The organism is Haloplanus litoreus (assembly GCF_045690335.1).
GTDB classification, from domain to species: domain Archaea; phylum Halobacteriota; class Halobacteria; order Halobacteriales; family Haloferacaceae; genus Haloplanus; species Haloplanus litoreus.
In genome coordinates this window covers 37,305-61,931 of the sequence record NZ_CP147876.1, presented here as the reverse complement: position 1 = coordinate 61,931, position 24,627 = coordinate 37,305, and the positions used below count along the sequence as shown (strand labels likewise).

Here is a 24,627-nt window from a genome sequence, read left to right as displayed (position 1 = left end):
ATGCCGTTCAGTATCGACTTTCTGGACGACGGCCGCGTCCTGGAGTGGGAGGCAACCGCCGACGGCGCCGTCGCGACCGAGCGCGATGACTACACCCCACGCTTCTACGTCGCCGCTCGCGACCCTGATGCCGACCTCGACCTCACGATACTCCAGTCAGTGTACGACCAGCACCCGGACGTCGTCGCGACCGAGATGGTTACGCGACGCACCGGCTTTCGACGAGACGAGGAGGCCGTTCTCGCAGTCGAGGTTGCCCACATCGATCGCGTCACTCCACTCGCCCGGCAGGCGCGTCAACTGTCGGACTATCCAGTCGGGGATCTCGCCTGTTTCAACGTGGACTTTTCGCGAGAGTTCCGGTACTGTCTGGAGACCGGCGCCGATCCGACGCCGGCGAGCGAGCTGTCGACGCTCCGGCTCAGCGTCCCGGTGACCGAAACGAGCAACGACGTCTACGAGAAACTGTCCGTCGCCGGCGACATCGTCACCGGCTCGCCGACGGATCTCCTGACCGCCGTCCAGGGGGCGCTCGACGCACACGATCCGGACGTCCTGATCTGCTCGACGAGCGAGATCTTCCCTACTTTGTACGAGATGGCGACTGCTGCCGGCGTCGACGACTTCTCGCTGAGTCGGTGGCCGGACATCGACTTCCAGCAGCTCGCAAGTCGGTCGACGTACTCGAGTTACGGTCGTGTCGGCCACTCGCCGGCGCGGTACAAAGTCCCCGGTCGGGCGATCATCGACGAGTCGAACACGTTCTTCTACGGGGAGACGAACCTCGACGGCGTCCTCGACCTCGTGTCGCGCTCGAAAAAGCCCGTCCAGGAGCTCGCGTGGGCGTCGATCGGGAACGTCCTCACGGCGATCCAGATCTGTGAGGCCCACGACCGCGGCGTCCTCGTCCCGTGGAACTCCTGGCGCCACGAGTTCTACAAGCCGATGGGGACGCTCCACGACGCCGACCGTGGCGGCTTCATCTTCGCGCCCGAGGTCGGCCTCCACGAGAACGTCCACGAACTCGACTTCTCCTCGTTGTATCCGAACATCATCTGTACCCGGAACGTCTCGCCGGACGTCATCCGGTGTGACTGCCACAGCGACCGCGACGACGTCCCCGGCCTCGGGTACTCGATCTGCGACGACCGGGGCTACCTCGTCGACGTGCTACAGCCGATCATCGACGCACGCGACGAGATTAAGGCGGCCATCCGTCGCGAAAAGGATCGAGACGACCCCGACGAGGACCGCCTGGCTGAATTCGAAGGGCGGTCGGGAGCGCTGAAGTGGATCCTCGTCGCCTGCTTCGGCTATCAGGGGTTCAGCAACGCGAAGTTCGGCCGCATCGAGTGTCACGAAGCGATTAACGCATTCGCTCGCGAGATTCTCCTGACGGCGAAACAGCGGCTGGAAGCCGGCGGCTGGCGGGTCGTCCACGGCATCGTCGACTCCATCTGGGTGACCCCGGACCCCGACGTCGACGACGATGACCGCGAGGACCTCGAGACACTCGCAATGGAGATCACCGACTGCGTCGAGATTCGCCTCGAACACGAAGCCCACTACGACTGGGTGGCGTTCGTGCCGCAGCGCGAGAGGGACGCCGGCGCGCTGACGAAGTACTTCGGCAAGGTCGCCGGCGACGACGACTTCAAGATCAGAGGCATCGAAGCCCGGCAGCGCTCGACCCCGCCGTTCATCGAGGACGTCCAGCGGGACTGTCTCGACCGGCTCGATGCCACGCGGTCACCGGACGCGGTGCTCAGGCGTCTCGAACGAGCAATCGACGAACTGCAGGCGGGCAACGTAGCAGTGGAGCGGCTCGTCGAGCGGAATCGTGTTTCCAAGCCGCTGGAAGGCTACTCACAGAATACCCAGAACGTGGCCGCCTTGAAGCGAGCCCGCGAGCAGGAACTGGCAGTCCACCCGGGCCAGGATATCGAGTACGTAGTTGTCGACGACGAGAAATCCTCGCGAGACCGTGTTGCCCTCGCCCACGAGGAGATCGAGACCTACGACGCCTCGTACTACGAGACGCAGTTGGTCCGAGCTGTCGAGAGCGTGCTGTTGCCGCTCGGGTGGAATCGTACAGACATTCGACGGAGACTCGCAGAGACACGAGAGGTGGAGCTGACGGAGTTCACAGCGGCCCGGAACGGATGAGTAGGCTCAGAGTCACTTGATGCGAGCAAAACCACAAGTGGGCGACGAGGTCAATCCCATTCACACTCTGGGGGGCCTTGCTCTATGGAACACCCCCCGGAGTGTGAATGGAGGGAATCAATCACACCGAGGGTGGACAACCTATATGTGAATGGGGCGAATTGGTCCGCTTATGCCAAACAACGATTCCACGCAAACAACCGTCGACGAGATATTAAATGTCGACGAGGGAGATAGCGAAGACGAATCGGATATATTTGAGAAGCCATGGCTACTCGAGATCGATAACGTCCCTGACGCCAATCGAATCGTCGGACGAGACGACCATATCACGTTCTTGGCCAAGAATCTCCGGAAGATGCGGACAAACAGCGTCCCGGATAACGTCCTGGAGTGGGGCGAAACCGGGACGGGGAAGACACTAGTTGCAAGACACGTCTGTGAGCGGCTCGAAGCAGCAACTGCGGGAACGGACTCCCCGATCGTTACTGCCTACATTAATCCCGACCCCATCTCTACGTATACCTCCACCTTCCGAAAGATCGCAGAGCAGGTGAACGCGAAAGCAGAGAACCCGCTTGATGTCCCCTATCAGGGCCTCTCAGCCGAGCATTATCGCGACCAGAAATTGTGGCCCGTTGTTCAGAGGGAGTTCTCTGGCGGTCTTGTCGTCATCATCGATGAGATCGACAAGCACGGAGAAGTCAACGAGGTCCTCTACACGCTATCACGGACACAATCAAAAGACGACGTTGACTTCCCAGTCGTTACAATCGGGATTTCGAACGACATCGAATTCAAAGGAGAAATCGAGTCACGGGTTCAATCGACTCTCCAGCCAGAACACCGAACGTTCACGCCGTACGAAGAAGACCAGCTCATTGCAATCCTCGAAAATCGACGGGACGCGTTTTACGACGGTGTCCTCGATGACGAGGTGATTCCAACCACGGCTGAACTCGCAGCTGAAGAACACGGTGACGCTCGACGGGCAGTCCGATTGTTCCGGAATGCGGGTGAGATCGCCGACGAAGAAGGCGACGATATCGTGACCGCGAATCACGTTCTCGAAGCTGACGAACTCGTCGAAGTTGAACTCTTTATGGAGATGGTGAAAGGGACTCCGTTGTCCGGGAAATTACTCCTGTTTGCTCTCACGCGTCTTGACCGGAATAACCCGGAAAAAGAATGGTTCCGGACGTCAGAGATTCACGAGGTTTACCAAACAGTAGCACGGGACGTCGAAGTAGAGCCCAAGGGGTACAATCGTGCGCTTGAGCTTCTGAACAAGCACGTGACGACAGGAGTTCTCGAATCGAAAAAGAAGGAAGGCGGAGATCAGGGGAAGTTCAGGTCGTATTCGCTCCAAGGAGACGTCGAGAGTACACGAACTGGACTGATCAACTCGACGCCGGAACTCCAGACGTTGATGGGATGGTGACACCCCCACCCCTCGGTGTGAATGGTCCCCCATAGGATACGACGGTTGTAGAGATAGAGTACGAGTCGAGGAAGCAGGCTCGTTCGTCTGAAGAACCTAGTACGGCACGGACAGCGGCTTACACGTTCTTCCCCGGCAGCTGGCCCGACCCGCTACTGCACCGCACCGCAGCTGTAGTTATCTTTATTATACTACAGTCTAAACAGCCCTCCGAGTAGACGTATTCTGAAAGGCGAGGCCTTGTGCCGAAGCCGAAGGTTCGCCACTGAGGCGAGAACCCTCCCTACGGCGTGAGGACTTCTGCTGTTAAGGGCTTCTTAATCGCGGTACCCTGGGTGGTGGACCATTCACACTGAGGGGTGTGGGGGTAAACGAGGCGTAATCTATCCGCGTGTTGCTCTGTCTTCTCTCGACATGAAGTCTCGTTAGAGAGTGCCGGTTGGTAGCCCATTCACACCGAGGGGTGTGGGGTAAACCGATCCCATTCACACTCTGGGGGGTGTCATCTGCTACGCTACGAATCACGTTGAAACGAACATCAGGCTACAGTTCCATCTCGTCTACTCGTCGGGATTCACCGGCTCTTTGTACTTCGACGTCACCGAATCGCCTTCCCGCCACTGCCAGTAGTAGTAGCGGTTGTCGTTGATCTCCTTGATCGTGATCGTCGCCTTCGCCGGCACGTCGTCTGGGAGGTCATCGGGGCGCTCCTCGACGTCGGCGTCGTCAGCTTCCTCCTCGAGCCGAGCTTCCCGCTCTTTGTGTTCGGCCAACGCCTCGGCGTAGCTGGCAACGTCCCGAAGATGCTCCGGTGTGGCTTCATTGAGCGTGTTGACGATCTCCGTCGGGAGGTTCGCCGGTGGGGTCGGGGGTTCGTAGGACATCGGCTACTCTCGTGTTAACCAACACGGCGGATAAACCCATAGTTTTGTTGGTTAAGACGATGGGGGGCGGTTCTCGCGATTGCTGGCTGTAACACTACTCGAAACTTCTTTATATACAAGTTTCGTATTATGTTACACCGTGCTCCGGCGCATCGAACTCGAGGTCCTCGCCACGGTCGACCGCGGCGACACGATCTCCGAACTCGCGACGAAACTCGACCACAGCGAGAGCTACCTCTCTCGTGCCGTCGCCGACCTCGTTGAGAAAGGGCTCGTCTACACGGAACGCGATGGCCGGCGAAAACGAGTCGTCCCGTCGGATGCTCGCGCCGTCGAACTCTATCAGGACCTCGTTCGTCAGCACTCCCACATTGACTTCCCCGAGCTACTGACCGGCAAGGCACTCGAGGTGCTGTACTACCTCGACCAGCCGCGAACTGTCTCCGAAATCGCTGACCAGAGCGATAACTACCGCAACACGGTCAACCGCGTCCTCAAGCGGTTTCGTGACCGTGGTCTCGTCGGGACAGCCGACGGCCGCTATGACTTCAACGCCGATTTCGACCGTCTCCACGAGTTCGCCCGTGAACTCGCACACCATCTGCATCGTCAACGTCTCGAAGCCGTCGCCCCGAAGGGCACGATTCTCTGGGAGGACTACGACGAATTCCTCGCCCAGGCTGAGATGGAGATCGATGCGGAGGCGTTCCACGAAACCGGCCTCGCTCGGTTCGCGGCCTTCGACCTCCAGTTCCTGCTCACCGGCCACCGCTACTACGTCTATTCCGAGGACCTCGACGCAGTCTCGCCGGCGGAGCTCTGCTGTCACACACTGTTAATCGACGACGGCAGCCGCCACCGCTCGTACTGTCTCCTTCTACTCAGCCACGTCGACGTCGACGAGGCGGATCTCCGAGAGCAGGGGGCGAAGTATGGCCTCGAAGACGAAATCGACGCCTTGCTGCGCTACCTCGAGACGCACGGCGAGGTCGACGACGACCGGCTCCCGGAGTGGGACGAGTTCCAGGAGCTGGCGGCTGACTACGAGGTGCCACTACCACAATGAGACCAACATTCGGCCGCGAGTACATCGAGAACGAATTCCAGCGAATCGGGGACGGGCTATCTGAACCGCTCACGGTCTACCTGATCGGTGGTGGCGCGATGTCGCTGCGCGACCTCAAGGGGGCGACGAAAGATATCGACCTGGTCGTCCCAGATGGCGACGCGTACGGTCAGCTGTGGGCCGTCCTGATGGACCTCGGGTATGCGGAGGTCCAATCGCTGGATCCAGATTACCGGGCGCTGGGGGCGACGAGCTGCGTTGAGAACGACGATGGGTGTCGCCTCGACATCTTCAACCAACAGGTCGCGAACAAGCTCGTGCTCACCGACGGGATGCAAGAGCGCAGCGAGCCGTTCCTCGACACGGATCGACTGACGGTCCGGCTGGTCAGCAACGAAGATATCTTCCTGTTCAAGGCGATCGCCGGCCGCGACGACGACATCGAGGACATGAATATGCTCGTGCAGGCCGGCCTCGATTACGACGTCGTCCGGGCTGAACTCGAAGCCCAGATCGAACGCCTGGGGGACGATCAGTTCGCCACGTTCGCGAACGAGGCGCTGGTCGAACTCGAGGAGCGGTACGGAGTGAACACACCGATCGAGGACCGCGTCCAGGAGCTCACGAACAGGTACTACCGGGGGCTCGAAGTCCTCCAGGCACTCGACGAGCCGATGACCGTCGACGAACTGGCCACCAAACTGGAGCTGGATACTGACGAGGTTCACGACCGGATCGCGTATCTCTCAACGTTCGACCGGGTCCGTCGGGATGGCGACACAGTCCGTCCCGTGGAGTAGTCTGGCCACGACTACGGGGAGGGAAGGCGGCCGTCTGGTCGGGGAACGCGGCCCCGTTTGATCTCGTGATCGACGCGGCGCAGGTGCTTGCAGCCGCCTTCGGGTGAACGTTGCTGCCAGTCGGGACAGGTACACGATTCGTCGATGACGTCGACTTCGTACCGGTTCCCGGACGCAGACTGTAACTCGTAGCGGCCACCCTTCGAGAGGAGTGAGACGTCCATCGCTTCGGCGACGGCACGCTTCGTGCGGGGCTCAAGATCGTCCTCCGACTGTGCGTTCTCGTCGACGACCAGTCGGTCGCGAACGTCGCCCGTTCGGCCACCGTCGGGAGCGACGGCTTCCGCAGGCCCCCTGAGCCGCTCTTGGAGCACTTCCTCCACCGGATGGCCTTCCGGCCACAGGTAGTGGACCTCGCGGCGCTCGCGATGGTCGTAGGAGCCGCACGCGGCTGCGCACCCAGTCCAGACGCGCCAGGCACCCAGCGCAGCCATCACGTCGACGATGTCACGGGGAACTGTCTGGTGGTCGTCCGGGAAGAACACCCGGAAGCGGGTACACGCCTCCTGCGGCGAGACGGTCTCCCACCAGTCTTCGCTGGAGCTCCAGCTGTCGTACATCGCCTCGTCGCTCCCGTAGCCGACGGTCACGCCGTTGATCGGCGTCCAGTCTGCTGGGAGGTGGTCCGCCTCGCCTTCAAGCACCCGAAGAACGGCGTATCGGAGGTACTCGTGGGCTTGGTTGTCTGTCGTTCGGGCGACCTGATCGTGCTGCTCGGCGACGTGCTCGGCTTCCTCGAGGACCGTCGTGAGATAGGGTTCAGTCATCATTCGACGGAGATCAGAACGCGCCTCCGCCCCTCCGCGGGCACTGAAAAACTTAACCAACAGAGCGGAAGGAATCCATCACTCTGTTGGTTAACTGGATTGGGACGAAGATTCGCTTTCGAGCACGTCGATGAGCTCTTCTGCTGTGGAACTGATCCGTCCGAGCCGCTCGCGAACGACCTCGGGGTTATCCGACTCCCACGCAGCGAGGTAGAACGCCGACCCGCTGGTGTCCAACCCACAGTAGCGCCCGACGACGTAGGCGACGGCTTCGGCCTCGACCTCGCGTTTCGCCCGTTCGGTGTCGTCGTCGACGTCGAAGTGGAGCAGGGCGTGAGCGTACTCGTGAATCAGCGTTCGCGCGAGGTCGGCCTCGTTCTCCCGATCACGTACCTCGACGAGCGGCTGAACGTCGACGAGACTCAGCTGCTCGCAGATGCCCTTCGCCTCGCCGTGGGTCCACTCCTCGGTTGGAACGATCCGCACCGTCACGCCGAGGTCGTCAGCGGCGTCAGTCAACTGCTCGACGAGATCGCCGGCGTCCCCAGTCGCTTCCGTGTCCAGGTCGGGAAGCGGTTCGCCCTCGGTCTGGGAGACGTCGAACACCGGCGCGGGCTTGAACCCGACCAGCCCCTCGGACCACTCCTCGGGCGGCGTCTCGTCGTACTCACAATCGCTGTCCTCGTGGTAGTTCGGGGAGTTCTCGCACTCCGGGCACTGTTTCGCGATGATTGGCGCCCAGATCCAGATGGCCGACTCACCCTCCGTGACGTGACGGTCGAACTCCTCCTGCCACGTCCGGTAGCCAGCCACGCGGGTTGCCTCGGGACACTGCCGCTTGATGAGGAGCGTGTTCCGATACGAGTAGTCGTGGAAGCGACTCTGGACGTCAAGCCACTCCTGGAACTCCGCGCTGGCCTGCGCGTCGTCGACGCCGGCGACGAGGTCGTCGATCCACTGTTCGATCGTACTGTTCATCTCGTCGGATCGCGTGTCGGTCTGGTCGAAGGAGACCGACGAATCACTGGTCGTAGCCATTGTGTTCACCGAATCAAGTTCACGGCAACTGCGTCTGCTCAGACCGCGCCGCACCCCTCAGGGGCGTTCAAAAAACCGCTCTGTCGGTCAGCGGAGCTCGTGGCGTTCGTCCGCAAAGCCAACCGAGACGAGGTACTCGAGGAACTCGTCGAACCGCTCGACGTCACTGGGGGTGTCGGTCGCAAGGTGACGTGCCCACTCGATGGCCCACTGGAAGGCGGGATCCGTGCCGCCCTTTCCGTGAATGTACCACCACCGGGCCGCCTTGAGAACCACTATGGGATTCGTCGGCGGCTGCTCACCGGCGAGCCCACGGGTGATGGATTCGATTTCGTCGGGGACGTCGGCGGGATCGACCTCCGATGATTGCGTGTTGTCGATATCGACCAGGATCTCGTCGATCGAGACGTTGTCGGGACTCTGTTGTTGACTCACTGGAAGTCACCTCTTAGGGCTCTCGAAGGAGCCCTCGCCCTCTCGGGGGCACGAAAAACAGGTCGCGAAGTCACGCCGGCGGGAGGTAGACGCTCTGCTCGCCGGCGATCTCCTCCAGGTTGTTCCGATGACGGTGGCTGAAGTAGCACTCGTAGCTGCAGTATCCACAGATTGCGCCGGTATCGTATTCGGCGACGTACGGACCGCGGCGAGTTCGCCAGACGTTCGTCCCGCACTCGGTACAGGCGGCGTCCTCGAGATCGGCAGGACTCGGTCCCTCGTACTCAACGTTGAGCCCCTCGTCTTGCGGTGTCGTTTCGGGCCAGATTCCGTGGGTCCTCCAAAACTCACGGACACGAGCGAGGCTGTGGCGCACCGTCTTTCGGACGGTGACGTGGTCGGCGTCGCGACCGCTGTCGTCCCAGCCGTCGGCCGTCCAGAACTCACCGAACTGTGCGCCGCGATGCAGGCCGTTCCAGTCGACGCCGACGATGTCGGCTGGTGGCTCGTCCGTGAGTGCCGGTCGGGTCAACTGTCGAATGGCGTCGAGCTGCTTGGGCGGACTCCCGCCGAGGATGTGGACGCGCCGCTCTCTCCAATCGGCTGGGTCGGAGAACTCGTGGGCCAGGCGGTCGGCGTATCCCCGTGAATACCCGAGGACGAGGTTCTCGGGTATCGCGTCGATTACCGCCTGGGACTTCGGAACGACGATGAGCTCGGCCTCGGGATAGCTCGCTTGGATCTCACGAGCAGCAGCGACGTGGGCGTCGATGTCGTCGATTTCGTCGATGTCTCCGATGACCCCGACCTCTGGTTCGTACTCGAAGAAACGGTCGACGAACCGCTCCAGATCGGGATTCCGGAAATCGTTGTCGAGCATCCCAACGGGGAGGCTGAGGTTCTGATACTGCGCCTCCTGGTACCCACAGTCCTCGCGAAAGCCGGGAAGAAAGCCGAGGTCGACAGCGTCGACGACAAACGGGGCTCGATGCAGAAACGCCACGTAGTCTGCTTGTCTGGCGGCTGCGATTTCACGGGCGGTGCTGGTGCTGGAGCTCAGCTCGAGGGACATGATTAGGCTCGCGAGGCCGCTGCTGGCTGCCCCGCACCCATTCAGGGGCCCGAAAAACCGAGGCATAGCCTGTTAACCAACAATAGGGGGAACTCACGCGGAGTGTGTTGGTTAAGAACAGAGCTTACTCTTCGTCCTCACGTAGCTCTTCAGCCTTCCACTTGAGCCGGCGCAGGATCTGCGTCCGATTCTGGTGGGCGTTCTCATAGGCAACGCACTCTTGGAGGGTTTCCATATCCGGGATCGTCGCGATACCGGCCTTGATCAATCGGTAATTCGGTGCTTCAAGACGCTTCTCAGGTGGGAATTCGTCGTCACTCCCGTCACTAATCGTGGACTGTTCCATCTCGGTAGCCCTCCACCCCTCCAGGGTGAGAAAAACAGAACAGACGACTACATCACCGACGCGGCGTCAGGCCATCGCATCTTGGAACCGCTCACGCAGCGCGTCCTCTCGCTCTTCGAACTGCTCGACTTTCTCCTGCAGATCGTCGCTAACGCGCTCGATGCTCGCCAGCGCTCGTTCACCGGCCAGCGAGGCTTGCGACCCGTCGTCCCCGTCCGCATCTAACTGCTGCTCGTACGCCTGCTCGACCCGCTCGATGGTGCCTTCCGGGTTTAACAGGATGTCGTTTGCGATCCGGACGTACTGATCGAGAGACGCCCCCTCTTTCCCTTGGAAGAAGTGGGTGAGAGCGTACGTCGCGCCGGAATGCAGCGTCCACATATCGACCTCGAAGGGGGACGCCGCATTGGCTTCTGCATCGCCGGCGGCACGCTCGGCCAGGTAGTCCGGGAACCCCAGCAGGGTGTAGAACTCCGTGACGGTGAACGGGAGCTCCGAGAAGTCGAGGTCGATGTCCTGCGCGTCCCGGATGAACTCGAAGAGGTCATCGGCGACGAGTTCGACCTGTGCGAGGAGTTCCTCCCACCAGGTGCGGAAGTTCCGTACGTCGCCGACGTGCTTGATAACCTCCTTGTCGGTGAGCGAGCGCATCGTGTTCGAGCAGTAGCCATCCTGGGCGAACCCCTCCACGTAGACGGCGTGCTCGCCGAAGAAGTCGTAGCCCGACGTGACGCCCATCGTAATCGGGTCCGACCGACCGGGGAGGCGCACCTCGAGGCCGTCGAACATGATGTCCATATGGACCTCGCCACCGCCCCGGTAGCGCCGAATTTCGCCGAACATCACCTCGCCCAACGACGTCCCGTCGATGGTCTCCTCGCGGAGGACCTCCTCCAGCGGGCCGTAGACGTCGACCGGGTTGATGATCGAGTACGAGTCAGTGGGAACGTGGAACAACGGGTCCGTCTCCGCGTCCCCATCTCGGGCCTGTTCCCGAGCTCGACTCGGCTCGACGAGTGCGTTGAACCGCTCCGTCTCGACCCACTCGTCGGTGTACGGATTCTGGTACGCCACGGTCGTCTCGACGGCCTGCGGAAGATCGCGAATCGCCTCGGCGAAGGTCACAGGGTCTGCATCCCCGTGTCGCTCTCGGTACCACTCTGGTAGTTCGGTGTCGGTACGTCCATCGACGCCAGCGAAGATGGTTCTGGACTCTGGATCTTTCATCTCAGTCACCTCACTTGAGGAATCCTCGTCGACGTGCGACTGCATCGTCTCGCGCCCTGCGCCCCTCTGCCGGGCGCAAAAACAACAGGAGTGAACAGGAGAGATTAGAGGTGAATTGTATTCTCTCCTTGATGATTTATGGTCTTCAGCGAAGTACAGGTAGTTGAATGGTTAGCGTAGTGTCTTTGGTTGCGATATGTCTCAGCCTTGTGGGAATCCTTCTCGGATATATCTACAACGTCAACAGCAACCGACCCACAGCCGCAGAAATTTCAAACGCAGTACGACGGCGACTCCCACCAAACCAGCACCTTGGAACAAATCTCCATGTCGCTAGGATTCCAAAAACTGGAGTGACCGATAATGACGACTGGTTGAATCAGTACGATGATACAGAAGAACAAAGAATTCGAACTTATCTTGAGGGTGTGTTTGTCGGAAAAGCAGAAGTCATCCTATACTTCGAGAAGCCGCCGATATCCCCGCCACAAGACAAGCTAGAAGACCACCCCTACTTCGGAGAGGAGTTGACATTTGAGGATAACTGGGCGGGAACGGGTCCGCTCAACATCGAAGCTACTGATCAGAGCCTGATTCTGAACTTTGGAATCTATGCCGATACAACCGAACGTGGATCCGCAGCGGTTGCTGGGATGGTGATCTTAGTCTTAGAAATGGTTGACCACCTTATTGAGGACCAGATACTCGAAGACCCTAGCACCATCCCTTCTGTCGATGAGGTATTTAGCGGTGATCGCCTTAGTGAAGGTGAGGAACCCGTATTCACGATAGCTGAGATTCCAAAAGTCAATAACTTGAAAGGTAAAAATAGTTAAAACAGTAAATATAGTACTAGTTACTCTTTCTCTCGCCCCCCAAGTTGATCGTTAGTGCGTATCTGACGGCCCGGTGAAGTGTTGCTTACTGTCTTCGATCGTGGGACGGTGGCCTGTGCGGGCGATTCAACTAAAGCTGGGTCCGAACTGGCTACAGGTACATCTCCTTCATTCGTTGCTGGTGGGGGGTTCGGTGACCCCCGCACCCTTCCAGGGGTTCGACAAACAGGACGTGTAATGGATGGTCTGATATCCGGGCATATAGGGGACTCAGTTGGATTATCCCTCGATATAAGACTCAAACACCCGGTTTAGCCTACCGACGGTTTATAATTTCGTGATGAATAGAAGGAAGTATGAACCGGAGAGCTCTCCTTGCTTCCATCTCAAGCGGGGTTGCGTTCTCGCTTGCCGGGTGTACTAGCGCTCAAAGCGGTGAAAATACCGGTAACGGTGGTGATGTCGGTACTTCTCCGGTTGCGGATCTCGAAATGACAGCGGTTTCGGATACCGAAATCGCAAGACAAGTCACGTATCGAATCGACTTAGAGCACCGAACGTCGGAGCGTGAATTAGCGGCTGATGTGATTTCAAATGGGTCACAGACAGTTACCGCCACGAATGTACCTGCTCCTGAAAACCGTCCATTCATCTACAACGAATCGGTTTACGAGCTCTCGTACGAGGTCCTCGACGCGGAATCAGCAACTACCTTCCGACTAACGCTCTCGACGGCCGAGAGTACTGGCGAGGACGAGGAATCGATTCGGTACCAAAACCTACCAACGGTCGACAAGGAGGTGCTTGAGCGCTTTGGATGGGACGACGGGGGCCCGTTTGAGGTAGAGGGCGTGGAGACCGTCTATTCCGATGATGAGATCGCTGGCTCCGTGTTGGTCGCATCCCCCGAGTATGAGATTATTGAATGGAGTGACGGCACTATCGCTCGCGTCACCGTTGAGGACTCAAGCGGAACTGAGCAGCACACCTACGAGTATACTTCAAAACAGGTCCACGAATCCGCGGCGGAATTCGGCCGGTCGGTGAGGGAAGATCATGCGTTTGTTCTCGCTGAACTCTCCGAAGAGCAGGCTTCGATCGTGTCGACGGCGATTGAACAGGACCAAGGATATCGGGTCGACGAGGGTGATCCCTCGGAGGCATTCAGCCAACTCGTTGATCTACTTGCTCGTGAATCCGAGGCTACGCCGGTCTATGAAGATGATGATTCGGATTCGTCGGTGTCCGGCTCGTACATCGTCCGATACGATGGAGAGGTCTATTGGACCGAGCTGTTTGTATCAGAGTCGGATAATTGACTGTTCTACCAGACTGTTTCCGAAGCTACTATCTTTAACATCGGCTGCGGCGGGCGGTCTCGCTGTTGCTCTCAGAACTCATCGGTAACCCGAGACGGATGTGTCGTCCCGCACCCCTTGCGGGACGAATAACAACAGCGCTCCCGTCGTCGCGACTTCGTCGCAACCGTCGGCAACGTATTTAGTTATAGCAAGATACTGTCCAATCACATTCGGATGGCTGTACTGGACGATCTCTCGGGGTTCGAGTTCGAGGACGTGATGGAGGACGTGTTTCGGAACCTCGGCTACGAGAACGTCCGCCAGGCCGACCGCACGGCTGACGAGGGTCGCGACGTCATCATGGAGGAGGTCGTCGACGGCACCCGGCGTGCGATCATCGTCGAGTGCAAGCACACGGGGACAGTCGGGCGGCCGGTCGTCCAGAAGCTTCACTCAGCGATCGCGACGTTCGACTTCGACGGCCCGAAACGCGGAATGGTCGTCACGACCGGCCGGTTTACGAACCCTGCTCAGGAGTACGCCGACCGCCTCCAGCAGAACGACGACCCACACCCAATCGAGTTACTCGACGGCGAGGACCTCCGGGGGATCGCCGACGAAATCGGCCTCGACCTCTACAACGGGCGCATCGAGATTCTCTGCGACGAGACCCTACGCCCGTACGACACGGCCGCCGACGTCGACGCGCCAGTCACGGAGGCGTTCCGCGACATTGAGAACATCGAGGCCGCCGACCTCCCAGAACCCCACTCATCGGTGACGTTCCGCCCGGTGGTCGCGGTCACCGCGGACACGAACGCCGTCTTCGAGACGTCGGTGGGCGTCGTCCACCGGATCAACGACCGGACCCGATTCGTTGCTCACGCCGAACGCGGGCAGCCGCAGGTCGTCGACGAAGACGTCGCGACGCTGGTCACCGAGAACCTCCACGCGACGGTCGAGCTCGACACCGAGCAGTTCGGAGCGGTGTTCGACGACGTCGAGGAGCGCCGGTTCGGGCAGACGCAAACGGAGTACAAGGAGTGGGCCGTCGAGCGCCTCCAGCAGCATCACACGACGACGGTCACCTACACCGGCGACAACAACGTCACCTACAACAAGACCTGCGAGCCGAACCGCTCGGACATCTCCATCCAGTCGATCGAACCAGTGTACCTCCCGGAAGTTCGGCACATCACCGACATCCAGGAGTACACCTACCCCTATGAGTACTACGCGGCAGGCCCGTCACGAGTGACCGCCGAGGACGGCATCCATCGGTGCGTCCACTGTGACGCGAGCGGCGGCGACGAGACGTACACATACTGTCCGAACTGCGGGGCAATCGCTTGCTCCAGCCACATCAAAACGGAGCGGCTGGAAGGCGAGCCGATCTGTAAGGGCTGTGCAGTCACCGAGCGGTTCGCGCTGAAGACGAAGTACTTCTACGACGAACAGAATCTCGAGGCGTTCCGCGAGGAGTACGCCGCGATGCCGCTTCACGAGAAGGCGATGGAGAACAAGTGGCTGGCCGGGGGGAGCGTGGTCGCGACGCTGCTGCTCGTCGTCGGACTCCTCGTCATCGGCGGCATCATCTGAGCGGGCTCGGTGTTCACGCCGGCACAGCGACCATCTCTTCGAGTGCGTGCTCAAGCGGGCCGTTGAACTGCCAGCTAGCCCGCTCGAAGGCCTCGTCGGTCGGCCCATCCCACCGGGGGAACGCGGAGTGACCGCTTACTTTGACTGTCCATTCTGCAGGCTCGTCGAACGGGTTCCGCGTCGGGAGTTCGACGACGTAGAGGTACTCCTCGTCGCCATGGATTCCGTCAGCCGGATTCTCGACACCGTGTCCCAGCAGGAACAGCGGCTGGTCCAGATGCTCCATATTGGACGGGTCAAGGAGATCCGCTGGCTGTGTTGCGTCGATCGTTCGATCTGGGTCACCATCCAGATACAGGTCGATCGTCGAGAGCTTGTCGAGGAACACGAACGACGCTGCCGTGTACCCCGGTCCTCGCTCGGCGCGGGTCGAGTCGAGAAGTTCCTTCAACTGCGCAAGATCGCGAAGCACGCTCTCCGGGTAGCCGTCCGAATGTCGATACACCTGAGCGACGCTGTCGTTATCAGCTGGTTCGCCATCCTGGTCCACTTGTTCGACGAATCTGAGTTGACTCCGTGTCGACATCGATCATCGCCGGCACGTGTGCGCCGGCACCCATCACCGGCGCAACAACAGACTCTGATGTCCGCGATCTGTAGCACCTCGCCTTCTGCACTACCCCAAAATATAAATACTTTGTTTGATTACCATATCAGTAATCGCTATGTCCGCCAGCGCAGACCAAGACACGATTACTGACCGAGATTTAGCCGTTCTACTCCGTGATGGTCACCCCGGACTTGATGCCAATCTCTCCCGTATGGCACTCGAACAGGTTGTTAGTAACTGGGAGAACAATCCTGAGAAAGAGAAGAAGCTGGAATTCCTTCGTGAATCACCGATGGGGATTGATTTTGTAATCCCCGATATACACTGGGATGCGGAGGAAGAGGAATTCTATGTCGGAACAAACCGTGGTCCTGGGGTCCTCGGTGAAGTTGCCTCTGGGGGTGGATTTCACGTCGCAGCTGAATTCTCCCGTGAATATGTGGAGGCGTATCGGGAACAGTATCAGGAACTGCTGGATAACTCCACCCTCACGAAAAAGCAGTTTTTGACCTACGTGATGCGTGAAGCAAACAAGAACGAGTACGTAATCGCTGATGCGCTTGACGTGAAGACCGGGACTGTACGTAGTCACGCTGGCCGAGCCCGTGAAAAAGTACAAAAAGCGCAAGCGACAGCCCGAATCCCTGAGCTATTCGAGTTTGAGGGGTACGACGAATTGCAGGAAAACATGGAATCACTGCTTGAATCGAAAACGGCCTAACTAGCGGTTAAGCGAGGTGTGACGCCTTCTCTGGTTCCTCGATGTCGTCGAACTCGCCGCGCTCGACGGGCTCCCAATCCTCACTGGCTCCGGACTCCACCAGTCGACCTCGTAGGCGCCCGGTGCGCCGAGGATCTTCACGCGCGCCGACCCATCAGGCAGGCCGCGGCGCAGTTTCTCGTCGACGTGGAGGTTCCAGGTCGTGGTAGAATCGAAGCAGGCGAGCACGGCCTCCTCGTAGCCGCGTGTCTCTCGGGATTCCTGGAGTTCGACCTGGGTGTTGCAGTTCTTGCAGAACACCCCCTCGAAGGGGATGTGAGTGAAGACCTCCTGCCCGCAGACGGGACACCAGAGGAACTCGAACAGTGCCTCACTGTGTCGGTCAAGTACTTCAAGGGTCATTGGTTGACTAACCCGGCCGTCCCGGGTCACCACCTCGTGCCCGGCCGAAAAACAGCGCCCAGCGCTCACTCACCGTTCGGCGCCGTAGACGATGCGTGAGTGGGCTTCGTACCCACAATCGGGGCAGTCATACCACCGCTGGATTTTCGCCCCGTCTGCTGCCTTCTCGCCGACGCGAACGTCGTTGTTCGGACACTCCGGGCAGCTGAGGTCCGGAGCCGGCCGCTCCCGGAGTTCGTCACGGAACGACGTCGCGTCCTTCGTCTCGTACCCCCGCGACCACACCGGATAGCCGTCGACGAGGATTGCCCCACGCCATTTGTACCGGTAGGAGTCCGGGGCTCGATGCAGGACGGCTCGCGCACCGGTCTCGGTGTTCCGATACGCAAGCGTCGGCGAGCGGCTCTCGCGTCGCCAGTTGGTGATGCGAGGCATTGGTTAGAAGTGGACGTCAGCGGGCACGATCCAGAGCACTTCACTCTCCTCGAGGAGTCGATCCAGCTGTCCACGGTGACGAATGCCGGTTCCGTGTTCGGTGTACAGGAAGATTGTCGGGCCATCGTACGCACCGACCTGGTGGAAGGCGTGCCGGGCGAGGTCCTCGTCGCGCATGATCTCCTCGTCTGAGAGCTCGTCGATGGCCTCCTTCACCCGGTCGAGATTCCGCTCGAATTCCTTCTTCGTCGCCTCCCAACCACGCTCGAGCAGGTCTTCGCCGTCATCAGAGTCGACGGGGGCTGCAGTCGGCAACTCTCCCCATCGCGCCTTCCCCGCAACGGACGTGTCCTCCTCATCGAAGGTCACAAAATAGTCGAATACTGCGCAGGAATGCGGCTCTGAGCCGACTAACTTGTTGAACACCGTTTTCCCCGCAGACAGTGCTTCGCTTTCTGTCGATGCCTCTACGAGCGCGTAGATGATCATATACATCTGAACCACTCCAACGCCCTTCGTATGATTCGACGCGCGCCGCCCTCTTTCGGCGCGAATAAACTACGGTGACGATGGCGATATGGAATAACCGTGCCCTGGAGAGAATTCTGTCTGGGTCTCAGATTTCACCACCCATAATACAAGTATACCTATCCCCTCGTTTTGGGTAATGCCGGGGCCTCAGGTCTTTGAGACTGCTCTTGATAAGCTTTCTTCGAAGTTGCTGTTCGTAACCGTCGAAGGGGATGTTGAGTTCTGCGATACAACGTTGTCTGACGAACTTGGGTATGATCGAGATGCTCTCCTTGATTCCAATCTCTTTGACGCGCTAGTTCCGCCGGAAAAGCAAGACACGGCTTCTCAAAACTTCGAGCAGATAATCACACAAGGCCGAGATCTCGATGAATGTGAAACCCCAATCCGTAGTGCGGAGGGTGAATGCCGTTCAATTACGTGGATCGACGTTGTTGAAGATGGCGATCAAACGATTGTGATCGGCCGTCTCACGGCCCCACGGACTCCCTCACTATTCGATCACGAACTTGAACCCTATCGGACGCTTGTAGATCACTTCCCAAATGGGTTGATTACGTTATTCGATGAGGAGTTCCGCTTTCGAATCGTCGGTGGCCCAGCGTTTGAAGAAGTAGATCTCGCCCCGGAAGATCTCCGAGACAATCAGTTACCAGATGTCTTTCCTGAAGAGAACGCAGAGGAGCTCTTCCCTCTCTTCCGACGGGCGCTTGAGGGCGAAACGAACGCTACTACGCTCCCTCTCGAGGATCGGTTTTTTGAGGTGCAGGTTCTCCCCGTTACGGACAATTCGGGGAACGTCATCGCCGGGATGAGCGTCTCGCAGGATGTGACAGAACGCGTCACTCGTGAGCGAAAGATAGAGGGGGCACGGGATCGGTATAAATCCCTGATTCAGAACGCCCCGGTGCCGATATTTGTCGGCGACGAGACCGGCATAATTCACGAGGTAAACGAGAGTGCTGAGGAACTGACCGGGATGTCTCGAGAAGAGCTCATCGGCGACTCTATGCTCACAATCCATCCGAGCGAAGAGGAAGAGCAGTACAAAGCTGGCATCCGACAGCACGCAAATGAAGGAGGAACTCGACGATATCTCCCTAACGGCGGCCAGATCTATGTTGTCAACGATGGTACTCGTATCCCCGTCGAGATCGCGGCCTCTGTGATCGATCAGGGCGAAGGTACGCTCGTTCACGCCTTGTTTCGAGATATTTCCGACCATGTTTGGTACGAGAACACGCTAGAAGAACTTCACGAAAATGCCGGTGAACTCGTGCGGGCAACAACCGACTCAGAAATCGCCCAGACAATCGTTGACACGGTAGTTGACACTCTCGACCTGCAACTCGTCTCAGTCAATCTCGTCGATACAGACGGCGAAAAACTGTCACCAGTTTCGTACTCCGACGATGTCGTGGATGTTCTCGGAAAACCTCCATCACTTCCTCTCACAGATAGCCTCGCCGGTGAAGTGTTCCTTTCGAACGAAGCTATCCGTGTCGATGATGTCCGCTCTCGGGAGGAAGTGTATAATCCAGATACCCCGATCCGCAGTCAGCTTATCGCCCCGATTGGTGAGTTCGGTGTTATTATCTGCGGTTCGACAACTGCTGCCACCTTCGATCAAGAAGACCAACGACTCCTCGAACTCTTGGCGCGGAACGCCGAATCAGTGTTCACCCGCGTCAACCGCGAGCAGGAACTCCGACGTCGTGAACAAGACCTGAAAACAAAGACGAAAACGCTAGAGCGTGTTGAAGATCTCAACACGAGAATTCGGAAGCTCACCCAAATTGCAACGCAATCCGAGACGCGGGATGAGCTTGAACAGGAGGTCTGTGAGCTTCTCAGTAATACTGATCCGTTCGTTTTTGGATGGGTCGGTGAACTCTCTCCTGAACGCGACGAACTCATCCCACGCACGTGGGCCGGTCGAGACCAAGGCTACCTCGATTTATGTCCTCTAACGCTCGACAATATGGCTTCCGACCCAGCTGTTCAAACTGCCCAGACAACCAACCCGACAATTGTCAGTAATACTGCAACTGATGTCCAACAGGAACCATGGCGGCGCGAGGCGATCAGCCGGAACTTTTCTTCGGTTATCGCTGTCCCGATTATGTTCCAAGATGTCCTCTACGGCGTTCTCACTCTATACGCTGAGGACCGTGATGCTATCACGGATCGAATTCGGGACGTCCTCTCCGATTGGGGCGAAATTATGGGGTATGCCGTTAAGGAGGCCGAACGGACGAGTGCGATTCTATTCCGTCAAGGGACTGCGGTCCAGTTCAGCGTTGAATCCGCAGCGTGTCCACTGCTCCGTATCGCCCGAAACAGCCAGTGCACACTCTTTTTCGAGGGGCTCCGCGAGCAGGAAGGTGACGAAGCAACGGTCTTCGTGCGTGTCTATGATTGTTCAGCACAGCAGTTTATCGAGGCAGCTGAGCAAGCGACCGTTATCTCCTCAATCACGGAAGTTAGTGAGTCCGATGATGGTATTCTCTTTCAAATCACCATTACTGAGATGTTCATCGCCAGTGTGCTGGCGAGGTACGGAATTCGTCTTGAGAGTATTATGGGGACTAGTGAGGACAGTGTCCGCGTCCGACTTGTGACGCCGCCGACCATTCCCGTTCACCGGGTTGTGGATATCGTTTCGACTGAGTATCCTGATTCGACCCTGCTTGGAACCGATGACCTGACTGACTATCCGCGTCGGCAGACCGAAGTTGGCGACCAAGCTCTTCAGAATCTGACGGATCGGCAGCGTGAGGCACTTGAACTCGCGTATCACGGCGGCTATTTCGAGTCGCCGAAGGGTCTTAGCGGGCAAGAACTCGCGGAGCAGATGGATATCTCCTCGTCGTCCTTCAACGTACATCTCCGGACTGCTGAACGAAAACTACTGGATGCAATCCTCGGAAGCAGTTACCCTTCGGATTCGGTACGGAGCTGGAAGTAACCATTCCACAATCGGCGGGTGTGGATATATTAGTCACCTCAGGAACACTTCGGATATGTCAGCCCTTAGCTTTTGACACTGGAAATCCACGACTGGCATACATCCCTTTATGTCCACTTCACCAGAATCTGGCGACAGCCAGACAACCGTACTGGTTCTTGAGGACGAAGAAGGGCTTGCCGATTTATACACAGTCTGGCTCTCAGACGAATACAGCGTTCGAACCGCGTATACCGCAGCTGAAGCACGTGATAAGTTTGATCAAGACGTAGATATTGCACTCATCGACCGCCGACTCCCGGATGAGTCCGGTGATGCGGTCCTTGATTGGATTTCCCGGAACTATCCAAAGTGTCGTCAGGCGATGGTTACTGCAGTCAATCCAGATATCGACATCGTGGAGATGCCACTGGACGACTACCTCGTCAAACCAATCCAGAAGGACGAACTTCTCAAAAGAGTCCGCCGACTCGATAACCAGCGGAACTACGAGGGGGCTGTTCGGGACCTGTACGCGCTCACGAGGAAACGAGTTCATTTAGAGTCGGAGCTCAGCGAATCAGAACGTTCGTCGAGTGAGGAGTTTGCTTGGCTTGAAACTCGGATTGAGGAACTTGAACAGACTGCGGCGGAGGTGAACGGGAAATTCGATGACAGGGATTTCCTCGAAATCGTACGCCGACTCGGAGACGATACTGGGGGTGATTCATATGGTGAATAATAATCAGACGCCCAATCGTGAAGCGGATGAGATTATAGAAACAGAGACCGCTCGCGTCCGGTACCATCGTTCGACCGAGACATATTTCGCAGCGCATGAGTGGGAATCGGACCAGTCGCTCAGTGCGACGCTTGCCGTTATCATTGAGGCGATATCCGATGTTGACTCCACAGGTCGCCCTCCGCTCTTTGACAGAGTCGATACGGACGCCCTGGACAAACTCTTTGAGCCAATCGGAAACAACGAGCGGGACCGGCGGGCCGGCCGAATCATCTTTCCATACTGTGAATTTCTTGTGACGGTTCACGCTGACGGTGAGATCGTGATCTCCTCCAAACAAGAGGCCTCAGAAACATAATGAACGACACTACTGATACAACCACGAAGGAGCAGGGAACAGTCAGTCGTATTTCCACTGGAATTTCCGGACTTGATGAAATACTCCGTGGCGGACTTATTCCAGAGCGGAGTTACCTGGTTCGCGGGCGGCCAGGAACGGGGAAAACCATTCTTGGGTTGCACTACCTCACTACAGGTGCTGCGAACGGCGAGACGTCGCTGTACATCAACCTCGAAGAGGAAATTGAAGATATCGAACAGAACGGGGCTCAGCTCGGCTTTGACCTTACGGACATCGACTTCCTGGATTTGAGTCCCAAATCTGACTTCTTTACAGACGACCAGGGGTACGACATCTTTGAATCGAGTCAGGTGGAACGGGATCCGTTCGTTGAATCTATTTCGGACAAAGTAACCGAACTGGAACCCGACCGCGTGTTCGTCGATCCGATCACTCAGCTCCGATACCTCACTGGCGATGAGTACCAGTTTCGGAAACAGGCGCTCTCGTTCATGCGGATGCTCAGCGAGAATGGGGCAACAGTCCTGTTCACGACACAAGCCACCGACGCAAAGCCGGACGACGACTTACAATTTATGAGTGACGGCACGATTGAACTCGGAGACTCGGCGATGGGCCACACCATCGACGTGCCGAAATTCCGTGGCTCCTCGATTCAGGACGGACATCACGCGATGGAAATCACTGACGCGGGTATTGCAGTCTACCCAGAACTTCATCCCGGCAAGCACGACAAGCAGTTCGAATCAGAAGCGATTTCCTCGGGTGTACCTGCACTGGACGAAATGCTAAATGGAGGTATCGAACGAGGGACTGTCACCATCATTAGCGGACCCACCGGTGCGGGGAAGACGACGCTTGGGACGCATTTCATGAAGGAAGCCGCTGAGCGCGGTGAGCGGTCGCTTATGTATCTCTTCGAAGAGAGTGCGGCAACGCTTCGAACTCGGTGCGAGGCGATCGATATCCCCGTTCGAGAGATGGAGGAACGGGGGACACAGCGCTTGAAGAACTAGAGCCCCTAGACATGTCGCCGCAGCAGTTCGCACAGGCAGTCCGGCGAGAGATAGAGGATGACGGGGGAGATATTGTTATGATCGATGGGATTAGGGGGTATCAGATCTCGATCCAGGGCGACCAACAGGACCTCACACGAAAACTCCACGCACTGTGTCGGTATCTCACGAATATGGGGGTGACTGTAATCCTCGTTGACGAGTCAAGCACGTTAATGGAGGAGTTCAGTGCGACCGATTCAGGCGTGAGCTATCTCGCGGACAATATTTTGTTCCTCCGTCATATCGAATACGGTGGAGAGCTCCGCAAGGTTGCCGGCGTTCTCAAGAAGCGGACAAGCGACTTCGAACGCTCGCTTCGCGAACTCGAGATCACGGAGAACGGCCTCGAAGTGGGTGACCCGTTGACGGGACTTCGTGGGATTCTCTCAGGGACACCGGAATGGACCGATGATGCCTCGACAGAGGGCTAATGCTCGACGTGATTCTGGGGTGGGGAATCTGATGCCGAAGCAATCCGGCACTCCTGTCGAGGTTAATCAGTTCGATGTAGACGAAGAGGTCTTCCTCTGTTTTGGCCACGAGAACAATCGACAGATGCTCGCGAGGGAGCTACAGTCAGACTACCACGTTACAACCGCTGATTCGATACTGTCAGAGTCTGAGTTTGCACTTTATATCGTCGACGAACCAGGACTCGAACAGTGTTACGAAGAACTCCAGGCTGTACGCACAGCATCAGAACCGATAATCCGCCCGTGTTTACTCGTCACTTCAAGTGATGTCAAGCGTATTGACCCGTCGGTCTGGGAGGTCGTTGACGATGTCATCACGACGCCGATTTCGATGGCCGAGCTCCGACCACGAATCGAATCGCTTCTTCGGTTGTACCGGTTGTCGGTCGATTATGGGGAACGTCGACAGTTAGAACAGGTCGCCAGTATCCTCTCACACGATCTTCGCAACCCGTTGAGTGTCGCTCAGGGAAATCTTGAACTCGCTCGTGAGGACGGCGATGACGAATACTTCGAGCGGACTGCACGGGCACTTGAACGTATTGAGGACCTCCTCGGCGATGTACTGACGCTCGTCCGCCAGGACTATTCGGCGTCTGATTTTGAATTGGTTTCAGTAGATACACTCGCCCGAGAAACGTGGGATGAATTCGATTCGGGCGAATCAAAATTAGTCGTTGAAATCGATGGACAGTGTTCCATTCGGGCGAACCGAAGTGCGTTGATGGAGCTGTTCACGAACCTCTTTCGAAACGCAAAGGATCACAACGAGAGACCAGTAACAGTCACTATCGGAGTACTTGCGGATGGGTTCTACGTTGCCGACGACGGGAATGGAATCCCGGAAGCAAAACGGGAACGCATCTTCGAATCCGGGTTTAGTACACAGTCAGACGGCACCGGGCTCGGGCTCTCCATCGTTGAACAGGTCACAGATGCACACGACTGGACCGTTTCCGTAACAGAGAGCGATACTGGCGGTGCGCGTTTTGAGGTCACTGATGTATTATTTGAACAGCCTGATTCTGAGTCCGCCGGGACCGATGGGGGTTCGTAAGATGGACAACGATGAGCAAGCTGAGGAGGATTCAACTCCGACTGGGAAGTCCGCTGTGGTTGGGCTCCTGTTTGAACACGACGAGAACCGTCGCCAGTTAACCAAGTGGTTTCGGGAGCTGTCTGAGTTCACACCCTGTGGTGTTTCACCGTCGGGAGGATCTTCCCAAGCGGATATCCTTCTCGTTGATGAACCGGCACTCGCCCGTCATCGCGACTGGCTTCAGTCCCGAAAAGGTAGAGAAGAACCGCC

At 58.0% G+C, this 24,627-nt stretch carries 22 protein-coding genes and 2 pseudogenes; 13 read left to right on the top strand and 11 right to left on the bottom strand.

Annotated elements, in window-relative coordinates:
* Nucleotides 1-2,166, top strand: coding sequence for a type B DNA-directed DNA polymerase (locus V8686_RS18080; RefSeq protein WP_340696178.1), 2,166 nt, complete (start codon nt 1-3; stop codon nt 2,164-2,166).
* A 172-nt stretch (nt 2,167-2,338) separates the two neighbouring features.
* On the top strand, nt 2,339-3,607 hold the full coding sequence (locus V8686_RS18075; protein ID WP_006825219.1) for an orc1/cdc6 family replication initiation protein: 1,269 nt from the start codon (nt 2,339-2,341) through the stop codon (nt 3,605-3,607).
* A 560-nt stretch (nt 3,608-4,167) separates the two neighbouring features.
* Here V8686_RS18075 and V8686_RS18070 read toward each other — a convergent pair.
* Entirely contained in the window at nt 4,168-4,491 is a 324-nt protein-coding gene (locus tag V8686_RS18070; protein WP_340696177.1) for a hypothetical protein, read from the bottom strand.
* A 139-nt stretch (nt 4,492-4,630) separates the two neighbouring features.
* Between V8686_RS18070 and V8686_RS18065 the strand changes: the two genes are divergently transcribed.
* Together V8686_RS18065 and V8686_RS18060 are read left to right on the top strand one after the other, a co-directional pair.
* Nucleotides 4,631-5,557, top strand: a complete 927-nt coding sequence (locus tag V8686_RS18065) for a helix-turn-helix transcriptional regulator (protein ID WP_340696176.1) — start codon at nt 4,631-4,633, stop codon at nt 5,555-5,557.
* Nucleotides 5,554-6,357, top strand: coding sequence for a DUF6036 family nucleotidyltransferase (locus V8686_RS18060; RefSeq protein WP_340696175.1), 804 nt, complete (start codon nt 5,554-5,556; stop codon nt 6,355-6,357). Before V8686_RS18065 ends, V8686_RS18060 begins: the two co-directional genes overlap by 4 nt.
* An 11-nt stretch (nt 6,358-6,368) precedes the next feature.
* Here V8686_RS18060 and V8686_RS18055 read toward each other — a convergent pair whose 3' ends face one another.
* The 6 genes from V8686_RS18055 to V8686_RS18030 form a co-directional block, all read right to left on the bottom strand.
* Nucleotides 6,369-7,184, bottom strand: a complete 816-nt coding sequence (locus tag V8686_RS18055; protein ID WP_340696192.1) for a hypothetical protein — start codon at nt 7,182-7,184, stop codon at nt 6,369-6,371.
* Between the two features lie 90 nt (nt 7,185-7,274).
* The gene (locus V8686_RS18050) at nt 7,275-8,222 is read right to left on the bottom strand and encodes an ArdC-like ssDNA-binding domain-containing protein (RefSeq protein ID WP_340696174.1); all 948 of its coding nucleotides are present in this window, start codon (nt 8,220-8,222) and stop codon (nt 7,275-7,277) included.
* Between the two features lie 87 nt (nt 8,223-8,309).
* Entirely contained in the window at nt 8,310-8,657 is a 348-nt protein-coding gene (locus V8686_RS18045; protein ID WP_340696173.1) for a hypothetical protein, read from the bottom strand.
* Nucleotides 8,658-8,727: 70 nt separating this feature from the next.
* On the bottom strand, nt 8,728-9,729 hold the full coding sequence (locus tag V8686_RS18040; protein ID WP_340696172.1) for a DUF6610 family protein: 1,002 nt from the start codon (nt 9,727-9,729) through the stop codon (nt 8,728-8,730).
* Between the two features lie 124 nt (nt 9,730-9,853).
* Nucleotides 9,854-10,075: a hypothetical protein gene (locus tag V8686_RS18035; protein ID WP_058984724.1), complete on the bottom strand. Its 222-nt coding sequence runs from the start codon at nt 10,073-10,075 to the stop codon at nt 9,854-9,856.
* Between the two features lie 66 nt (nt 10,076-10,141).
* Nucleotides 10,142-11,302: a hypothetical protein gene (locus V8686_RS18030; RefSeq protein WP_379828797.1), complete on the bottom strand. Its 1,161-nt coding sequence runs from the start codon at nt 11,300-11,302 to the stop codon at nt 10,142-10,144.
* A 167-nt stretch (nt 11,303-11,469) separates the two neighbouring features.
* On the opposite strand from V8686_RS18030, the gene V8686_RS18025 reads away from it, so the two are divergent.
* The 3 genes from V8686_RS18025 to V8686_RS18015 all read left to right on the top strand — a co-directional run bounded on the left by V8686_RS18025 (nt 11,470) and on the right by V8686_RS18015 (nt 15,038).
* Entirely contained in the window at nt 11,470-12,138 is a 669-nt protein-coding gene (locus V8686_RS18025; protein ID WP_340696170.1) for a hypothetical protein, read from the top strand.
* 356 nt (nt 12,139-12,494) lie between these two features.
* On the top strand, nt 12,495-13,457 hold the full coding sequence (locus V8686_RS18020; protein ID WP_340696169.1) for a hypothetical protein: 963 nt from the start codon (nt 12,495-12,497) through the stop codon (nt 13,455-13,457).
* Nucleotides 13,458-13,673: 216 nt separating this feature from the next.
* Nucleotides 13,674-15,038 (top strand): restriction endonuclease, encoded by a 1,365-nt coding sequence (locus V8686_RS18015; RefSeq protein ID WP_340696168.1) that lies wholly within the window; start codon nt 13,674-13,676, stop codon nt 15,036-15,038.
* Nucleotides 15,039-15,051: 13 nt separating this feature from the next.
* Here the strand turns inward: V8686_RS18015 and V8686_RS18010 are convergent, their stop codons facing one another.
* Entirely contained in the window at nt 15,052-15,624 is a 573-nt protein-coding gene (locus V8686_RS18010; RefSeq protein WP_340696167.1) for a hypothetical protein, read from the bottom strand.
* A 139-nt stretch (nt 15,625-15,763) separates the two neighbouring features.
* Between V8686_RS18010 and V8686_RS18005 the strand changes: the two genes are divergently transcribed.
* Nucleotides 15,764-16,369 (top strand): RNA polymerase sigma factor, encoded by a 606-nt coding sequence (locus tag V8686_RS18005; RefSeq protein WP_379828796.1) that lies wholly within the window; start codon nt 15,764-15,766, stop codon nt 16,367-16,369.
* Between the two features lie 7 nt (nt 16,370-16,376).
* Here V8686_RS18005 and V8686_RS18000 read toward each other — a convergent pair.
* From V8686_RS18000 to V8686_RS17990, 3 genes and pseudogenes are all read right to left on the bottom strand, one after another.
* Nucleotides 16,377-16,771, bottom strand: a pseudogene (locus V8686_RS18000) (DUF7567 family protein).
* A 69-nt stretch (nt 16,772-16,840) separates the two neighbouring features.
* Entirely contained in the window at nt 16,841-17,206 is a 366-nt protein-coding gene (locus tag V8686_RS17995; protein WP_340696165.1) for a DUF7568 family protein, read from the bottom strand.
* 3 nt (nt 17,207-17,209) lie between these two features.
* Nucleotides 17,210-17,701: a hypothetical protein gene (locus tag V8686_RS17990; RefSeq protein ID WP_340696164.1), complete on the bottom strand. Its 492-nt coding sequence runs from the start codon at nt 17,699-17,701 to the stop codon at nt 17,210-17,212.
* A gap of 172 nt (nt 17,702-17,873) precedes the next feature.
* Here V8686_RS17990 and V8686_RS17985 point away from each other — a divergent pair, with 172 nt between their 5' ends.
* The 5 genes and pseudogenes from V8686_RS17985 (at nt 17,874) to V8686_RS17965 (ending at nt 24,375) form a co-directional block, all read left to right on the top strand.
* Nucleotides 17,874-20,705: a PAS domain S-box protein gene (locus V8686_RS17985; protein WP_340696163.1), complete on the top strand. Its 2,832-nt coding sequence runs from the start codon at nt 17,874-17,876 to the stop codon at nt 20,703-20,705.
* 109 nt (nt 20,706-20,814) lie between these two features.
* Nucleotides 20,815-21,426, top strand: coding sequence for a response regulator transcription factor (locus tag V8686_RS17980; RefSeq protein WP_276278835.1), 612 nt, complete (start codon nt 20,815-20,817; stop codon nt 21,424-21,426).
* Nucleotides 21,356-21,784: a HalOD1 output domain-containing protein gene (locus V8686_RS17975; RefSeq protein WP_379707002.1), complete on the top strand. Its 429-nt coding sequence runs from the start codon at nt 21,356-21,358 to the stop codon at nt 21,782-21,784. Before V8686_RS17980 ends, V8686_RS17975 begins: the two co-directional genes overlap by 71 nt.
* Nucleotides 21,784-23,276, top strand: a pseudogene (locus V8686_RS17970) (ATPase domain-containing protein). The gene V8686_RS17975 and the pseudogene V8686_RS17970 overlap by 1 nt, the downstream one beginning before the upstream one ends.
* Nucleotides 23,277-23,307: 31 nt before the next feature.
* Nucleotides 23,308-24,375 (top strand): ATP-binding protein, encoded by a 1,068-nt coding sequence (locus tag V8686_RS17965; RefSeq protein WP_340696145.1) that lies wholly within the window; start codon nt 23,308-23,310, stop codon nt 24,373-24,375.
* Nucleotides 24,376-24,627: the final 252 nt, after the last annotated feature.